The organism is Bradyrhizobium sp. DOA9 (assembly GCF_000617845.2).
Classification (GTDB): Bacteria; Pseudomonadota; Alphaproteobacteria; order Rhizobiales; family Xanthobacteraceae; genus Bradyrhizobium.
On the sequence record NZ_DF820425.1, the window covers coordinates 2,739,613 to 2,756,423 of the forward strand.

The 16,811-nt window shown below is 65.8% G+C and carries 15 protein-coding genes; 10 read left to right on the top strand and 5 right to left on the bottom strand.

The window, feature by feature from the left end; translation table 11 throughout:
* The first annotated feature begins 441 nt into the window (after positions 1-441).
* Positions 442-1,329 (top strand): dienelactone hydrolase family protein, encoded by an 888-nt coding sequence (locus tag BDOA9_RS12800; protein ID WP_025034333.1) that lies wholly within the window; start codon positions 442-444, stop codon positions 1,327-1,329.
* A gap of 57 nt (positions 1,330-1,386) precedes the next feature.
* On the opposite strand, the gene BDOA9_RS12805 is transcribed toward BDOA9_RS12800, so the two are convergent.
* The 4 genes from BDOA9_RS12805 to BDOA9_RS12820 all read right to left on the bottom strand — a co-directional run bounded on the left by BDOA9_RS12805 (position 1,387) and on the right by BDOA9_RS12820 (position 5,729).
* Entirely contained in the window at positions 1,387-2,655 is a 1,269-nt protein-coding gene (locus BDOA9_RS12805; RefSeq protein ID WP_025034334.1) for a serine hydrolase domain-containing protein, read from the bottom strand.
* A 121-nt stretch (positions 2,656-2,776) separates the two neighbouring features.
* The gene (locus tag BDOA9_RS12810; protein ID WP_025034335.1) at positions 2,777-3,625 is read right to left on the bottom strand and encodes an SDR family oxidoreductase; all 849 of its coding nucleotides are present in this window, start codon (positions 3,623-3,625) and stop codon (positions 2,777-2,779) included.
* A gap of 115 nt (positions 3,626-3,740) precedes the next feature.
* Positions 3,741-4,148 (bottom strand): nuclear transport factor 2 family protein, encoded by a 408-nt coding sequence (locus tag BDOA9_RS12815; protein ID WP_025034336.1) that lies wholly within the window; start codon positions 4,146-4,148, stop codon positions 3,741-3,743.
* Positions 4,149-4,244: 96 nt separating this feature from the next.
* Complete coding sequence (locus BDOA9_RS12820) at positions 4,245-5,729, bottom strand: mannitol dehydrogenase family protein (RefSeq protein ID WP_025034337.1); 1,485 nt, start codon at positions 5,727-5,729, stop codon at positions 4,245-4,247.
* Positions 5,730-5,872: 143 nt separating this feature from the next.
* Between BDOA9_RS12820 and BDOA9_RS12825 the strand changes: the two genes are divergently transcribed.
* From BDOA9_RS12825 to uxuA, 6 genes are all read left to right on the top strand, one after another.
* On the top strand, positions 5,873-6,685 hold the full coding sequence (locus tag BDOA9_RS12825) for a FadR/GntR family transcriptional regulator (RefSeq protein WP_025034338.1): 813 nt from the start codon (positions 5,873-5,875) through the stop codon (positions 6,683-6,685).
* An 82-nt stretch (positions 6,686-6,767) separates the two neighbouring features.
* Positions 6,768-7,733, top strand: coding sequence for a sialic acid TRAP transporter substrate-binding protein SiaP (locus BDOA9_RS12830; RefSeq protein WP_445291821.1), 966 nt, complete (start codon positions 6,768-6,770; stop codon positions 7,731-7,733).
* A gap of 358 nt (positions 7,734-8,091) precedes the next feature.
* A complete protein-coding gene (locus BDOA9_RS12835; protein ID WP_025034340.1) occupies positions 8,092-8,670 on the top strand; it encodes a TRAP transporter small permease in 579 nt (192 codons plus the stop codon).
* Between the two features lie 4 nt (positions 8,671-8,674).
* Positions 8,675-10,081, top strand: a complete 1,407-nt coding sequence (locus BDOA9_RS12840) for a TRAP transporter large permease (protein ID WP_025034341.1) — start codon at positions 8,675-8,677, stop codon at positions 10,079-10,081.
* Positions 10,078-11,127 carry an L-idonate 5-dehydrogenase gene (locus BDOA9_RS12845; RefSeq protein WP_025034342.1) on the top strand — a complete coding sequence of 350 codons (1,050 nt, stop codon included), beginning with the start codon at positions 10,078-10,080 and terminating at the stop codon, positions 11,125-11,127. The genes BDOA9_RS12840 and BDOA9_RS12845 overlap by 4 nt, the downstream gene beginning before the upstream one ends.
* Positions 11,128-11,139: 12 nt before the next feature.
* Entirely contained in the window at positions 11,140-12,330 is a 1,191-nt protein-coding gene (uxuA, locus tag BDOA9_RS12850) for a mannonate dehydratase (protein WP_082847816.1), read from the top strand.
* A gap of 170 nt (positions 12,331-12,500) precedes the next feature.
* On the opposite strand, the gene BDOA9_RS12855 is transcribed toward uxuA, so the two are convergent.
* A complete protein-coding gene (locus BDOA9_RS12855; RefSeq protein ID WP_025034344.1) occupies positions 12,501-13,439 on the bottom strand; it encodes a LysR family transcriptional regulator in 939 nt (312 codons plus the stop codon).
* Between the two features lie 213 nt (positions 13,440-13,652).
* Here BDOA9_RS12855 and BDOA9_RS12860 point away from each other — a divergent pair, with 213 nt between their 5' ends.
* Genes BDOA9_RS12860 through BDOA9_RS12870 form a run of 3 tightly spaced genes read left to right on the top strand, consistent with a single transcriptional unit; the run spans position 13,653 to position 16,799 of the window.
* Positions 13,653-14,732, top strand: coding sequence for an ABC transporter ATP-binding protein (locus BDOA9_RS12860; protein ID WP_025034345.1), 1,080 nt, complete (start codon positions 13,653-13,655; stop codon positions 14,730-14,732).
* Between the two features lie 30 nt (positions 14,733-14,762).
* Positions 14,763-15,479, top strand: coding sequence for an HAD family hydrolase (locus tag BDOA9_RS12865; RefSeq protein ID WP_025034346.1), 717 nt, complete (start codon positions 14,763-14,765; stop codon positions 15,477-15,479).
* 12 nt (positions 15,480-15,491) lie between these two features.
* Positions 15,492-16,799: an NAD(P)/FAD-dependent oxidoreductase gene (locus BDOA9_RS12870; protein ID WP_025034347.1), complete on the top strand. Its 1,308-nt coding sequence runs from the start codon at positions 15,492-15,494 to the stop codon at positions 16,797-16,799.
* Positions 16,800-16,811 lie beyond the last annotated feature (12 nt).

Here is a 16,811-nt window from a genome sequence, read left to right on the forward strand (position 1 = left end):
GACAAAGAAAGACCGGGTAAATCGCGCAGCCGACATCCTCCGAAAATTTCAATCAAATGACGGCGGTTCGCGCGTGAATTGGCCGTGATGGGCAATGCGAAAGCAACATGATGTGTCATCATCGTCACTGCGATTGCTATTTGTTGCGGCAGAGCCTGTCGGGTGTGCGCTCGGGCGCATTCTGTGCAGCGCCAAGCGGCCTGGCCGGCACGCAAAGAACCATTCTTTTCGGTTAATGGATGTCGCGATGCAGTGCGGCCAGACGGTTAAGTCCGGCACACGACCCATGCTCCGGCGAGCGGCGGACATCTGTGTTCGCCAACGAAGGGGTGAGGTGGCGAGCGGCATCCTCGCAGGCTGGTGAGTTGCCTTTGCCCGGGAATTATCGGCGAATGCGGCGCCCGAAGGGCAACAGCATGGGAATCAGGAATGGGAAGAACCATGAGCTTTGAAACCGCCATGACATCGGACGCCATCGGACTGACGAAAGTCGCCCCGCTCTCGCGCCGCGGATTTATGAGCGCCACCGCGGCCGTCGCGGCTGGCTACACGCTCGCGGCAGGTCCGGTCCGGGCCGACATCATCACGACGGATACAAGCGGCCTCCAGGTGGGCGATGCCAGGATCAAGGTCGGCTCCGAGGAAATGCCCGCCTATTTCGCCCGCCCGGCCGGCAACACCAAGGCGCCGGTGATCGTCGTGGCGATGGAGATCTTCGGCCTGCACGAATACATCCGGGATGTCACGCGCCGCCTCGCCAAGCTCGGCGCGTTCGCGATCGCGCCCGACTATTATTTCCGCAAGGGCGTCGACCTGACCAGGATCTCGGATATCAAGGAGCTGCTGCCGGTGGTGAATGCGAAGCCGGACGCGGAGCTGCTGTCGGATCTGGACGCGACGGTCGCCTGGGCAGGTTCGCAAGGCGGCGATACGACGAGGCTCGGCATCATCGGCTTCTGCCGGGGCGGCCGCACGGTCTGGGAATATGCCGCCCACAGCGGTGCGCTCAAGGCGGGCGTAGCCTTCTACGGGACCTTGGTCGATCCCGCCAACCCGTTGTGGCCGAAGAGTCCGCTGCAGCTCGCGCCCGAGATGAAGGCGCCGGTGCTCGGCCTCTACGGCGGCGCCGATACCGGCATTCCCGTCGCCCAGGTCGAGCAGATGAAGGCCGCGCTCGAGCAGAGCAAGAAGACGGCCGACTTCAAGATCTATCCCGAAGCGCCGCACGGCTTCCATGCCGACTATCGCGGCAGCTACCGCAAGGACGCCGCGGAAGATGCGTGGAAGCAGGCAGAGGCCTGGTTCAAGACATACGGCGTGTTGAGCTGACGCTCAATCAAGAGGGCGGCCGGAGCGGCCGCCCTTTTCCTCCAGGGCGTGACGATCTCACTTCGTCATCGCGCCGTAGACGATGTCCTGGACCTGCTCGCGGTAATATTTCCTGAGCTCACCCGGCGCCGCGGTCCCCACCACGACGACGAGACGCTCCTTGGGATCGCAGAAGAACTGCGTTCCGTAGGCTCCGTTCCAGGTGAACTCGCCGGGATTGCCGGGGACCGACGACAGTCCTTCGCTGGTCCGGACCGCCACCGAAAGGCCGAAGCCGAAGCCGCCGCGATGCGGCTCGACATTGGCGACGCTGTTCTTGATCTCGGGGCCGAGATGGTTCGTCGTCATGTGATGCACGGTCTTCGGACCCAGGATGCGCTGCCCGTCGAGCTCGCCGCCGTTGAGCAGCATCTGTCCGAAGCGGATGTAGTCGCCGACCGTCGCGAACGAGCAGGCGCCGCCGCAATCGAACTTGGTCGGAGTGTCCAGGAGCTTGATGGCTTGCGGCTTGCCCGTCAGCGGATCGTTCGCGAAGGGGCGGGCGAGGCGCGGGCGCTGCGCCTCGGTCGGATGAAAGGTCGCATCCTTCATGCCGAGCGGCTGCCAGACATTGGCCGCGAGATAGTCGCCGAGCTTCTGCTCGCTCACCTTCTCGACGACAGCGCCGAGCACGTCGATCGAAAAGCCGTACTCGAACGCGGTCGAGGGCTGGTGCGCCAGCGGCAGCTTGGTGAGGCGATCGATGAAGGCCTGGGTGTCGCCTTCGATCGCCGGCGCTGTGCCATCGGGATATTGCCGCGCCACCGGGCTCGATGAGTCCGGGCGGCCGCCATACATCAACCCCGACGTATGCCGATAGAGATCGTGGATGAAGATCGGCGAGGCCTGCGGCTCGAGCTTGAGCGAGCCGTCGGCCTGGGGTACGCCGACCTTCATGTCGGCGAAGCCCGCATAGTAATCGGACAGCTTGGCCTGCAGCGGCAGCCGTCCCTGCTCCATCAGCGTCAGGCCGGCGACAGCGGCCATCGGCTTGGTCATCGAGGCCAGCGCGAAGATCGCATCGAGCGGCATCGGCGTGCCCTTGGCCGGATCGAGCAGGCCATAGGCCTTGTAGTGGACGAGCTTGCCGTCGCGCGCGATGGCGACCACCGCGCCGGGCACGCGCTTGGCCGCGATCTCGCGCGCGAAGAAATCATCGAGGCGTGCGAGGCCTTGCTTCGAAAATCCGACATCGTCGGGATTGGCTTCGGGCAGCGGCGCGGCGCGCGCGGCACCGAGCGTGGCCACGGCAATCGTCGCCGCGATCATGGCGATCGTCTTGTTCATTGCATCCTCCCAAGGGCGAGCGCGTTGCGTGGTGGCTCGCTCGAGGTCTAGATCATGACCGCGCAGCGACGAAGTCAACCGCAGGCAAGACATGTCTGGCAGGCGCCGGGGTGCAGGAACCCTATCGTCCTTCGCCTGCGCGCCAGAGCGCGTCGAGGCCATGCCGATAGGTGGGGTGGACAAGCGTGACGCCGAGCTCGTGCTTCAGCTTCGCATTGGCGACACGGGCGCTGCTGGCATAGAAGCTGCGGGCCATCGCCGACATCTCGGCGGTGGCGAACGCTTCTTCCGGCGGCGGCGCCACGCCCATCAGCTGTGCAGCATGGGCGATCACGTCCTGCGGCGGCGCGGGTTCGTCGTCGCAGACGTTCCAGGTGCCGCCGCGCCCATGCTGGATCGCGGCCATGATCGCGCTCGCGATGTCGTCGACGTGGATGCGGTTGAAAACCTGTCCCGGCTTGACGATGCGCCGCGCCGTTCCCGCGCGCAGCGTCGCCAGCGCATTGCGGCCGGGACCGTAGATGCCCGCAAGCCGCAGGATCGCCGCATCGCCGCCCGTCGCGTCCGTCCAGGCCTGCTCCGCCGCGATCCGCATGCGCGTGCGGTCGAGCACGGCCTGCGGCGGCGTGCTCTCGTCGACCCAGCTGCCTGCGTGATCGCCATACACCCCGATGGTGGAGAGATAGACGACCTTGCGGCGGTTTCCCTTGAGCACGCCGCCAAACGCCGCGATGGCGGGATCGCCGGTGCTGCCGGGCGGGATCGACACCAGGAGGACGTCGGCGTCGCGAACCCGTTCAACCGTCGCGGGCGACGGATGGCTGCCGGAAAACGGATGCACCTCGACGTCCGCGAGATCGTTCCGCTGCGCGGGATCGCGCACGGTGCCGGCGACATGCGAGAAGCTGCCGCCGTGCTTGCGGACGAAATGCCGGGCGGTATAGCCGAGGCCGAGGATGAAGAGCCGCATGCGTCTCCGGTGCAGGTCGAAATGGAAGCGGCGAGCTTCACCGCATCAAGACAGCTAAACAAAAGCTGAAAAACAACCCCATGCACAGTAGATCACGCCGCCGTGATCGCCGTACTCAGTGGACCCGATGACTGGCTCTATCGTCCTCAGCCTGCTCGACAATCTGTGCGATCGGGCTGGACTGATGGTGCACCAGGCGCCAGTCGTCGCCGACGCGGCGAAAATGGTTGGCGGCGGCGAGCGCAGTGCCGTCGACGATCTCGATGCAGAGCACGCGGGCGCTGTCGCCGTCGACGATGGCCTGCGGCTCGGCGCAGACGATCTGCGGCCGCTGCGGGTTTTGCAGGATGTCGCGCCAGCTTCCGATCACCGTGGCGCGTCCGATGATGGCCGGCCAGCCGGGATGGATGCAGGAGATGCCGTCGTCGTCCGCCCACATCCGTTCCATGCCGGCGAAGTCGCCACTTGAAAACGCGGCGTAAAAGGCCGCGTTGGCGGCGATGACCTTGGTGTCGTTTCCCATCGCTCTCGGGTGGGGCAAGGACAGGCAAAAATCAAGCGCGACTTCCGTTCGAATTCGCGTCGATTTGGACGCAGTGCAGCATTGCCCGCTTTATGGTCAGGCCGAGACGTGCGTCTCCACCGCCCGCCGCGCACCAACCCGGTAGAGTTGGCCGAGCGCTGCGGTGACGGCCTCGCGCAGGCGCGGCTCGGCGCCGAGCGGCCCGAACACCTTCGCCACCCCGAGCAGGGCCGGCGCGAGGCGCTTGGCGACGGGTCCCGCCTCGCGCGCCAGCGCGGCGAACTCGCCGGCGAGCGGATCGCGCACGTCGATCGGCCGTCCCCGCTCGTCGAGGCCGGTGACGTAGCGCATCCAGCCGGCCACCGCGAGCGCATGCGTTGCGATCGGCAGGCCTCTCGCAAGGCGATCCCGCATCGCGCCGAGCAGCCGCTGCGGCAGCTTCTGCGAGCCGTCCATGGCGATCTGCCAGGTGCGGTGATGCAGCGCCGGATTGGAAAAGCGCTTGAGCAACGAGGCGCGGTAGGCGGCAAGATCCGTGCCCGCGGGCATGGTCAGCGTCACCGCGGCCTCTTCCATCACCCGGGCGGCGAGGCGCGCAAAGTGCGGGTCCTGCATGGTGTCGGCGATGGTCTCGTAGCCGGAGAGATAGCCGAGATAGGCCAGCGCGGAATGGCTGGCGTTGAGCAGACGCAGCTTCATCAGCTCGAACGGCTTGACGTCGCCGACGAGCTCGACACAAGCAGCAGTAAGGTCCGGCCGGCCCGCGGTGAAGCGGTCCTCGATCACCCATTGCGTGAACGGCTCGGTCATGACAGGCCAGGCGTCGCGCATGCCCAGCGCGGATGATACCGCATCGCGGTCGGCATCCGTCGTCTCCGGCACGATGCGGTCGACCATGGTCGAGGGGAACGCGACCGTATCGGCGATCCACTTGCCGAGATCCCCAGAGCGCAGTGCGGCGAACTGCGTCACGATCCGCTGCACGGTGTGGCCGTTGGCGGCGAGGTTGTCGCAGCACAACACGGTGAAGGGCGAAAGGCCCTGCGCCCGCCGCCGTGCCAGCGCCGCGACGATGAAGCCCGGCGCCGAGCGCGGCGCGTCGAAATTGTTCAGGTCATGCACGATGTCGGGATGCCGCTCGTCGAGATCGCCGGTCTGCGGCGTATGGCAATAGCCCTTCTCGGTGACCGTGAGCGAGACGATGCGGGTGGCGGGATCGGCCATCCGCTCGACCAGGGCCGCCGGCTTCTCGCGTGCAACGAGACTGTCGAGCAGGGCGCCGATCACCCGGTGCTCGGTACCTTCGGCGGAACGCACGGCGACCGTGTAGAGATGATCCTGTGGGGCGAGCGCGTCGCGCGTATCCGGGCTGCGCAGGCTGGCGCCGACGATGCCCCAGGACGTGGCGCCCGCGGCAAGGCAGTCGTCGATGACCACAGCCTGATGGGCGCGATGAAAGGCCCCCAGGCCCAAATGCACGATGCCGGGCGTGAGACGCGATCTGTCATAGGCCGGTCGGCGGATGCCTGGCGCCAGCCGGTCGAGATTGGCGCGGCCAAGGCGCATCGAGCTCTGGCGCATGGACGTCTCCCCCTTTGCTTTGCCGCTGCTTGACACGGCGTCCGTACCAGGTCAATGCTCCGGTCAATTGGTAAGACCAATTTTCCAAAATTGGCGGGCCGCGGGTCTTTAACGACCGCGCGAGACCTTTCGGGAGGACCAGCGTGCCGCTGGAAGCTGTGGAGGCGAGACGGCTCTATCGCCAGGTCGCCGATCAATTGCGAAGCCTGATCGACAGCGGCGAGTACGCGGTCGGCAGCCGCTTGCCGACGGAGCGCGAGCTCGCCGAGCAGCTCAAGGTGTCGCGGCCGACGGTTCGCGAAGCCTTGATCGCGCTCGAGGTCGAGGGCCGCGTCCGCATCCGCGTCGGTTCCGGCATCTACGTGATCGAGCCCGCCGCAATCGCCGCGCCGGCGCCATCAGCGATCATAGAAGGCCCGTTCGAGCTGCTGCGTGCCCGCGAATTCCTCGAAAGCGCCATCGCAGAGCAAGCCGCGCGCGTGGCGACCAAGGATGACATCGACCGCATCGACGCCGCGCTCGTCGCGATGGAGAATGTCGACCATCCCGGCGAAGCCTCGATGGTTCATGATCGCGCCTTCCATATCGCCATTGCAGGATGTCTCGGCAACGCCGTGCTGGTGCGGGTTGTCGGCGAGTTGTTCGACCAGCGCCTTAATCCCTATTTCGCGCAGCTAGCGCATTATTTCGAGAACCCCACCACGTGGCGAACCGCGCTTAGCGAGCACCGGGCCGTGCGCGACGCCATCGCTGCGCGCCGGCCGCTGACGGCCCATGACGCCATGCGCGATCATCTCGCGCATTCGCAGGAGCGCTTTGCACAGAATTTTGGTGCCGAGACATCGGCAGGGGCGCCGGCTGCACGGAAGCGGGCGGCACTATCAGGGGTTCAGCCGGCGAAACCAAAACGACCGTCGAAGAAACAGGCCAAGAGCGGCAGCTCGCGGCGGCGGTGAGATTGGGCGGCCCGCATCCATGCCGGGGCGGGCGAACAAGAAGCAGACTTGAACGATGGAGGAAATGTCGATGATGAAGAAAATGACGATTGCAGCAATGATTTCCGCCGCCACGCTGTTGGCGGCCACCAGCGCCGGCATGGCGCAGACCAAGCTCAAATGGGCCCATGTCTACGAGACCTCGGAGCCGTTCCACACCGCATCGGTCTGGGCCGGGCAGGAGATCAATAAGCGCACCAACGGGCGCTACCAGATCGAGGTCTATCCGGCCTCCCAGCTCGGCAAGGAGGCCGACATCAACCAGGGCCTGTCGCTCGGCTCGGTCGACATCATCATCTCCGGCTCGAGCTTCGCGGCCAAGAGCTACGCGCCGATCGGCGTGACCTATTATCCCTACACCTTCCGCGATGCCGATCACTTGCTCGCCTACACCAAGAGCGACATCTTCAAGGAGCTCGCCAAGGGCTATGAGGACAAGAGCGGCCACCACATCGTCGCGGTGACCTATTACGGCGTGCGCCAGACCTCGTCGAACAAGCCGATCAAGACCTGCGCCGACATGAAGGGCCTGAAGATCCGCGTGCCCGACGTTCCGGCCTATCTCGCCATGCCGCGCGCCTGCGGCGCCAACACCGCGCCGATCGCGTTCGCCGAAGTCTATCTCGCGCTCCAGAACGGCACCGTCGAGGCGCAGGAGAATCCGCTGACCACGATCGAGGCCAAGAAGTTCTACGAGGTGCAGAAGCACATCGTGCTGACCGGTCACATCGTCGACCACCTCAACACCGTGATCGCCGGCGCCCTGTGGAAGAAGCTCTCGGACGAGGACAAGAAGATCTTCACCGACGTGGCGCAGGAGGCCGCTGCCAAGGCCACCGGAGAGATCAAGCAGAACGAGGCCAAGCTGGTCGCCTTCTTCAAGGACAAGGGCCTGACCGTGACCGAGGTCGACAAGAACGAGTTCCGCGACACCGTGCTGAAGAATGTCGCGTTCGAGACGTTCGGTTACCGCAAGGCGGATTGGGAGAAGATCCAGGCGGTGAAGTGACGACGTAGTCGTCATCCCGCAGGGCTATCGCATATGGCGCGCACGACGCGGCGGCATCGGCACTGGGCTCCCTCCCCCGCTTGCGGGGGAGGGCTGGGGAGAGGGTGTCTCCGCGTTGGGGTTGTCGAGAATCTGCCGAGCATGTGCGCGGTGAGAGCCCTCACCCGCCGCGCTCTGCGAGCGCGTCGGCCTCTCCCGCAAGCGGGAGAGGCGGAGCAAGCCCGCGGACAGTCCCCGTGAAAGCATATGCGACAGCCCCGCGTTATCCCGGGGCGGTCCGTAGGACCGAGCCAGGGCGCGCATTGCGCACTGGTACGCGTCGCCCCGGAAAGACGTGAGAGAGGTTCGAGAGGTACCCATGTCCACCGCCGAAATCCACCGGCAGATCACCGCGGACGAGATCGCGCACACCTTCGATGAAGAGGCGACGCCGAAGGTCGATCTCGGCGTCTACGCCTTCGAGGACTGGGTGGCACTGGCGATCTTCTGGGTGATGGCGCTCGCCGTCTTCCTGCAGTTCTTCACCCGTTACGTGCTCAACGACAGCTACGCCTGGACCGAGGAGATCGCGACCTATTGCCTGATCGGCGTGGTCTTCATCGGCTCCTCGATGTGCGTGCGGCTGTCGCGGCACATCCAGGTCGACCTGGTCTATCGCTATCTGCCGCATGCCGTAGGACGCATGCTGTCGACGGCGATCGACCTGATCCGGATTGCCTTCTTCGGCTACGCCATCAAGCTGGTCTGGGTCTACATCCAGATCATCGGCGACGAGCAGATGACCACGATCAATCTTCCCAAGGACTACGTCTATTACGCCGTGCTGCTCGGCTTCGTGCTGATGTTCGCACGCTCCGTGCAGGTGGCGATACAGAACTGGCGGCAGGGCTACTCGGTCCTCGAACGTCCCGGTGCCTACGACGGATCGGAAGGATAAGACCATGCTGCTGTTGCTCGGAGGCTTTCTCGTCCTCATGCTGCTCGGCGTTCCCGTGGCGATCGCCATGGCCGTGTCGTCGCTGCTCTACATCCTGGTCAGCGGCGTGACGCCCGACGTCACGCTGGCGCAGCGCATGATCGCCGGCGTCGAGAGTTTTCCGCTGCTTGCCGTGCCGTTCTTCATCCTGGCCGGCAACCTCATGAACATCGCCGGCGTGACGGGGCGCATCTACAAGTTCGCCGTCGCGCTGGTGGGGTGGATGCGCGGCGGCCTCGGCCACGTCAACATCATCGGCTCGGTGATCTTCTCCGGCATGTCCGGCACAGCGATCGCGGACGCTGCCGGCCTCGGCACCATCGAGATCAAGGCGATGAAGGACCACGGCTACTCCACCGAGTTCTCGGTCGGCGTCACCGCGGCCTCGGCCACGCTCGGGCCGATCATCCCGCCGTCGCTGCCCTTCGTGATCTACGGCATGATGGCGAACGTCTCGATCGGCGCACTGTTCCTCGGCGGCCTCATTCCCGGCGTCGTGCTGACGCTGCTCATGATGGTGACGGTCAGCTATTTCGCGCACAAGAACAAATGGGGCAGCGATACGCCGTTCTCCTGGCCGCAGCTCGGCTCGGCCGGGCTCGAGATCGTCATCGTTCTCGCTTTCCCGCTCGCGATCTGGCTGATGGTGCTCGCCGGCCTCTCGGTCAACATGGCCGTCGTCATCGGCCTCGGTACGCTGCTGGTGATCGACTGGTATTTCGACTTCTCTGCGGTGATGGCGCTGATGGCGCCGGTGATCCTGATCGGCGGCATGACGCTGGGCTGGTTCACGCCGACGGAAGCCGCGGTCGCCGCGGTGATCTGGTCGCTGTTCCTCGGCCTGGTGCGCTACCGCACCATGACGTTCCGGACCGTCGCCAAGGCGACCTTCGACACCATCGAGACCACGGCCTCGGTGCTGTTCATCGTCACGGCGGCCTCGATCTTCGCCTGGCTGCTGACGGTGTCGCAGGCGGCGCAGATGCTGTCGGACTGGATGCTCGGCATCACCCACAACAAATGGGTGTTCCTGGCGCTCGCCAACGTGCTGATCCTGTTCGTGGGATGCTTCATCGACACCACGGCGGCAATCACGATCCTGGTGCCGATCCTCTTGCCGATCGTGCTCAAGCTCGGCATCGACCCCATTCATTTCGGCCTGATCATGACGCTGAACCTGATGATCGGCCTGTTGCATCCGCCGCTCGGCATGGTGCTGTTCGTACTCGCCCGCGTCGCCAAGCTCTCGGTCGAGCGCACGACGGTCGCGATCCTGCCCTGGCTGGTGCCGCTGCTGCTGGCGCTGATCGCGATCACCTATATTCCCGACCTGACCCTCTGGCTGCCAAAATACATGGGACTCTCCAAATGACCTCGACCGCTCTTGCCGCGACCCTGTTCGGCCCCGAAGACCTGCGCATGATCGAGCATCCGCTCGACAAGCTTGGCGAGGGCATGGTCCGCATCCGCTTCGGCGCCGGCGGCATCTGCGGCTCGGACATGCACTATTTCCGCCATGCCCGCACCGGCGACTTCGTGGTGAAGTCGCCGCTGGTGCTGGGCCACGAGATCTCGGGGGAGGTCGTGGAGATCTCCGGGGCCGCCGCGAACCTGAAGATCGGCGACCGCGTCGCCGTCAACCCGTCGCGCTGGTGCGGCCATTGCGTCGCCTGCCGCGAGGGCCGGCCGAACCTGTGCGAGAACATCTATTTCATGGGCTCCGCCTCGAAGACGCCGCACATGCAGGGCGGCTTCGCCAATTACTTCGATGCGATCCCCGCGCAATGCGTGAAGATCCCGGATCACGTCTCCTATCAGGCCGCGGCGCTGGCCGAGCCGCTCGCGGTCTGCCTGCACGCGGTCGCGCGCGCCGGCAAGATCGAGGGCAAGCGCGGCATCATCTTCGGTGCCGGCCCGATCGGGCTTCTGACCATGCTCGCCGCGCACCGCGCCGGCATGGCCGACATCACCGTGGCCGACATCGCGCCGGCGCCGCTGGCCTTTGCGACCAAGCTCGGCGCCTCGCACGTCGAGATCGTGTCGGGCGGTGACGAAGGGCTGAAGGCACAGGCTGCCGCGCGTCCTTACGACGTCGCCTTCGAGGTCTCGGGCACGGCTGCGGGCCTTGCGAGCGCGATTCAGATCGTCAGGCGCGGCGGCGTCGTGGTGCAGATCGGCAATCTGCCGGGCGGGCAGATCCCGACGCCGTCGAATGCGGTGATGGCCAAGGAGATCGACCTGCGCGGCTCGTTCCGCTTCGGCTTCGAGTTCATGAATGCGGTGGAACTGATCGGCAATGGCAGCGTCGACGTGCTGTCGCTGGTCACCGCCGAGCGGCCGCTCTCGACCGCGCCCGATGCGCTGCGGCTGGCGCTGGACCGCTCGCAGAGCGTCAAGGTCGTGCTGACCGCGAACTGATGGGAGAGACCCATGATGCTGGAGGGATGGCGCTGGTACGGGCCGGATGATCCGGTCTCGCTCGATGACGTCAGGCAGGCCGGGGCGAGCGACATCGTCTCGGCGTTGCATCACGTGCCGATCGGGGAGGCCTGGACGCGCAAGGCGGTCGAGGAGCGCAAGAACTTCATCGAGAACGGCCAGCCCGGCCGCTCGCAGTTGACCTGGTCGGTGGTGGAATCGATTCCGATCCCCGACGACGTCAAGCGGCTCGGCGGAAAAGCGACGAAGTCGATCGAGGCGTGGATCGCGAGCCTGGAGGCGGTCGCCGCGTCCGGCATCAAGATCATCTGCTACAATTTCATGCCCGTCGTCGACTGGTGCCGCACCGACCTCGAATGGGAGCTGCCGAACGGCGCCCGCGCCATGCGCTTCGACCAGGACCGCTTTGCTGCGTTCGAGCTGCACATCCTGAAGCGCCCGGCCGCCGCGCAGGAATATTCGCCGGAAACGCAGGCGCGCGCGAAAAAGCTGTTCGAGCAGATGAGCCAGGCGGACATCGACTATCTCGTCATGGTCATCGCCAGCGCGCTGCCGGGCTCGACCACCGAGCCGATGACGATCCCGCAATTCCGCGACCGGCTGGAGACCTATCGCGACATCACGCCGAGAATCCTGCGGCAGCACCTCGCCGAATTCCTCGCGCGCGTGACGCCAGTCGCCGAGCAGCTCGGCGTGTCGCTGACGCTGCACCCGGACGACCCGCCGCGGCCGCTGTTTGGCCTGCCGCGCATCGCCTCCAGCGCCGACGATTATCAGGCGCTGTTCGACGCCGTCCCGTCCAAGGCCAACGGCATCTGCTTCTGCACCGGCTCGCTCGGCGTTCGCGCCGAGAACAATCTGCCTGAAATGGCCGAGCGCTTCGGCCCGCGCATTGCGTTCGCCCATCTGCGCGCGACCAGGCGCGAGGCCGACGGCCTGTCGTTCTACGAGTCAGATCATCTCGACGGCGACGTCGACATGATCGCGGTGCTGAAGGCGCTGTTGAAGGAGAACGCGCGGCGCGCACCCGACGAGCAAATCGTGTTCCGCCCCGACCACGGCCACCGCATGCTCGACGATCTCGCCGCCACCAAGCGCACCAATCCCGGCTACACCGCCATCGGCCGTCTGCGCGGCCTCGCCGAGCTCCGCGGCGCGATCCGGGCGATCGAGCATCGGTAGAGACGAAGCTCTCCCCACCGTCATTGCGAGGAGCCCTTGCGACGAAGCAATCCAGAATCCCTTCGCGGAAAGACTCTGGATTGCTTCCGCCTTCGCCGAGGCTTCGGCGGACAAGTCGCTGCGCTCGCAATGACGTGGAGGGAGAGGCGCCTCACTTCAGCTCCGCCTGCTTAGTAGCACGCGTCCATCGCACCCAGCTTCGGATAGAGCCGGTCGATCGCGGCGATCTCGCTTTTCATCTGCGCAATGATCCAGTCGCGGATCTCGGCGGCGATGGGACGCATGACCCGGTTGCGCGGTGGCAGGAATTCGCAGATGCGGCGCGTGGTGGTGAGCGTGTCGGAGGCCGGCACCAGCGCGCCGGTGAGCAGCCAGTGCGAGGCGACCGTCAGCCAGCCGAGCGCGATGCCCTGGCCGAGCAGCGCGGCCTGCACCACGACGGCATAGTCGGTGAAGCTCAGCGCCTTGGCCGCGCCGCGGCGCCCGGTCAGAAGCGATGCGTAATCCGCGGCCCAGTCGCCCGGCGTCTCGGCGAGGCGGATGATGGTGTTGCCCTCGGTGGGATCGGTCTCGCCGAGATAGCCAGGGCTGCACATCGGCAGCATCACTTCCTTCATCACCAGCGTGCCGCCGGAGGACGGCTCGTCGCGGTCGCGGAAGCGCATGCCGAGATCGACGTTCTCCACCGGCCCGCGGAGCGCGCCGGAGATCAGCTGGAACCGCAGGTCCACCTGGGGAAACTGTTTCTGCAGCTTGTCGATGCGCGGCATCAGCCAGTGGGTGGTGAAGGCGGAGGAGACCGACAGCGTCACCGTCTCGGTGCCCTTGCGGCGCCGCTCGATCTCAACGAGCCCGCTTTCGATGCTGCGGAAGCCTTCGAGGACGCGGCGATAGAGCAGCTCGCCTTCCTCGGTGAGCACCGCGCGCCCCGCCGTGCGATCGAACAGGCGGACACCGAGATGCTCCTCGAACTGTCCGAGCATGCGGCTCACCGCTGGCTGCGTCACGTTCAGCTCGGCGGCAGCAGCCGTGAAGCTGCCATTGCGCGCCGCTGCGTCGAAGACGAACAGGGCGTTGCTGGACGGCAGCATGCGGCGGAGCTCTGGCATAACGTCATGTTATGGGGCCCGTAATAATTTGGCAATTGCCGGGTTTTGCCAACTCTGTTGTCATTGGCTTCATAGCCTGAAGATAGCGGCTTGGAGCGAAGGATGAGTTGCAGCGCACGCTGCAACCGAGAGTGCTCCAAACCCCTGTCTATAAAGCAGGCTTATGGCGCGCAGTGAGGCACGCCAGCTAAAGGGACATCGCGAGGTCGATCGTTGGACAAACGAGCGGAAAGCGTCGAGATCAGGTCCGCCAGCAAGACCTATGGCGCCGTTCGCGCCCTCGACGACGTTTCGCTCACTGTCGGCGCCGGTGAATTCGTCTCGCTGCTCGGCCCCTCCGGCTCCGGCAAGACCACGCTGCTCGGAATCCTCGGCGGCTTCATCCTGCCCTCGTCGGGCACGATCCTGTTCGGCGGCCGTGACGTCACCTACATGCCGCCGCACAAGCGCGACATCGGCGTCGTGTTCCAGAACTACGCGCTGTTTCCGCATATGAGCGTCGGCGAGAACGTCGCCTTTCCGCTGCGTGCGCGGCGCCTGCCGAAATCGTCCTGGCCCGACAAGGTGCGCGCAGCGCTCTCGATGGTCGGCCTTGCCGGCTATGAGGAGCGCGGCATCGCCCAGCTCTCCGGCGGCCAGCGCCAGCGCGTGGCTTTGGCGCGCGCCATGATCTTCGAGCCGCGCCTGATCCTGATGGACGAGCCGCTTTCCGCGCTCGACAAGCAGCTGCGCGAATCCATGCAGATCGAGCTGCGCGCGCTGCACAAGCGTATCCAGGCCACCATCATCTACGTCACCCATGACCAGCGCGAGGCGCTGACCATGAGCGACCGCGTCGCCGTCATGAAGGACGGCCGGCTGGTCCAGATCGACGCGCCCGAGCGGCTGCACGATCATCCCGCCGATTCCTTCGTCGCCAGCTTCATCGGCGAAGCCACGATGCTGCCGGTCCGCCGCGTCGATGCCTCCAGCGTCGCGCTCGGCAATGCCTTGCTGCGCAGCGCGCGCGCCATTCCCGATGGCGATGCCCTGATGCTGGCCGTGCACAGCGAAAAACTGCTGATCGACGACGGCGCGCAGGATGCCGCCTGCAACCGGCTGACCGGAACGGTCACCGATATCGTCTACCAGGGCGAGAGCCTGCGCATCTTCATCGCGCTCGAAGACGGCATCGCGCTCAGCCTGCGCCAGCCGAGCTATCACCAGGCCTACACCCGCATCCCGCCGCTCGGCGGCAGCCTCACCGTCACGCTCCACCCCGAGGACACCATCGTCGTCCCCAGGGTGGACTGAAGTCTTGTTGCAACCTGAGAGAAGAAGAACATGACGACCCAAACCGCGTTCAGCAATTTCAAGGTCCTCACCTTCGACGTCGTCGGCACCCTGATCGATTTCGAGACCGGCGTGCTGTCCGCGGTGCGCAAGATCTCGGGCAAGACGCCGGCCGAGCTCAGCGACGACAAGATCTTCGAATCCTATAAGCGCGGGCGCGACAAGCATTACGAGCGTTCGAGCGAGGTGATGTTCTACGTTTATCGCTATCTCGCCAAGGAGCTCGGGCTGCCGGCGGATGACGCCTCATGCGACGTGTTCCAGCTCGCCGTGCTGCGCTGGGGGCCGTTCTCCGATTCCGTCGAGGCGCTGAAGCGGCTGCGCACGAAATTCCGCCTGGTGGCGATGACCAATGCCGACCGCGTCGCGCTGTCCTGCTACGCGCATGCGCTGGGCGATCCCTTTGATGACACCGTCTGTGCCGACGACACCGGCGTTGCAAAGCCGAACCCGGAATTCTTCGCCTACAACAAGGGCCGCCAGTCGGCGTTCGGCTACAAGCAGTCCGACATCCTGCACGTCGCGCAGAGCCAGTATCACGACATCGGGATCGCGCGGAAGCTCGGCTACAAGGTGTGCTGGATCGAGCGCCGCCAGGGCATCGCCGGCTTCGGCGGCACGCCGGCGGTGGAGACGCTGACCAAGCCGGACTTCCATTATCCGACCCTGAAGGCGCTCGCGGACGCCGCGATCGGGCCGGCGGCGTAACGGAGAGGTGGCATGACACGGGACTTTAGCGCGCTGCCGTCGGTCAATTCGCTGTGGGAAGCCACGGCGGAGCCGGCGCGCGCGTTTCCCGTGCTGTCGGGCGAGCAACAGGCGGATGTGGTGATCATCGGCGCTGGCTACACCGGTCTCTCCGCCGCGCACCACATCGCCAAGAGCGGACTTGCTCCGGTTGTGCTCGAAGCGAACCGCCCTGGCTGGGGCGCGAGCGGGCGCAATGGCGGCGTGATCACCGCAAAGTTCCGCCTGTCGTTCCGCGAGATCGATGCCGCGCATGGCCGCGCCATGGCGCGGCGCATGTACGAGATCGCACATGAATCGACCGACATGGTCGAGGAGCTCGTGTCCGAATTCGGCATCGCCAGCGCGAACCTTGTGCGCACCGGTCAGGTCAAGGCCGCGCACAATGAGACGACGCTAAAGGCCGCGATCGACGAAGCGAATTGGATGACGCGCGAGATGGGCTCCGCCGAGGTCCGCATCCTCGACAAGAACGGCGTGCGTGAGGAGACCGGCTCCGACATCTTCGTCGGCGGCGTGCTCAATCCCGGCTCCGGCGGCATCCATCCGCTGAACTATCTGCGCGGCCTTGCCGACGGCGTGGCGCGCCGCGGCGTCCCCATCTTCCAGCAGTCGCCGGTCGTCAAGCTTCGGCGCGAGAGGGACGGCATCGTCGCCGAGACGCCGCACGGCGCCGTGCGCGCAAAACAGGCGATCATCGCCACCAACAGCTATTCGGATCTCACCGGCGCGACCGCGCATCTGCAGCGCACGCTGATCCCGTTCCGCAGCGCCATGGTCGCGACCGAGCAGCTGCCGCGTAATCTTGCGGGAAAGCTGATGCCGACGGGGCGCACCTATACCGAGACCAAGCGCATGATGCGCTGGTTCCGCATGGTCGACAACCGCGTCATCTTCGGCGGCCGCGGCGCCTTCGGCAAGCAGGATTCGCAAGCCGCGTTCGACGCCTTGCGCAAGGCGATGGTCGGCATCTTCCCCGATCTCGCCGATGTCCCGCTCGCATACAAATGGTCGGGGCTCGTCGCAATGACGCTGGACTCGGTGCCGCATATCGGCCGGCTCGACGACCGCACGCTGGTCTCGGTCGGCTACAACGGCGCCGGTGTTGCGATGTCGAGCCTGATGGGCCGCTATCTCGCCGCCTTCGTGCGCGGCGAGACGCCCGACGTCGGCCTGCTCGACGCGAGGCGCTTGAAAGCAATTCCGTTCTATCCGCTGCGTGAGCCTGCCGTGCGCGTGGTCGCCGGCTGGTACCAGTTTCTCGATGCGATCGGTCAGTGAGATTGATTTGGA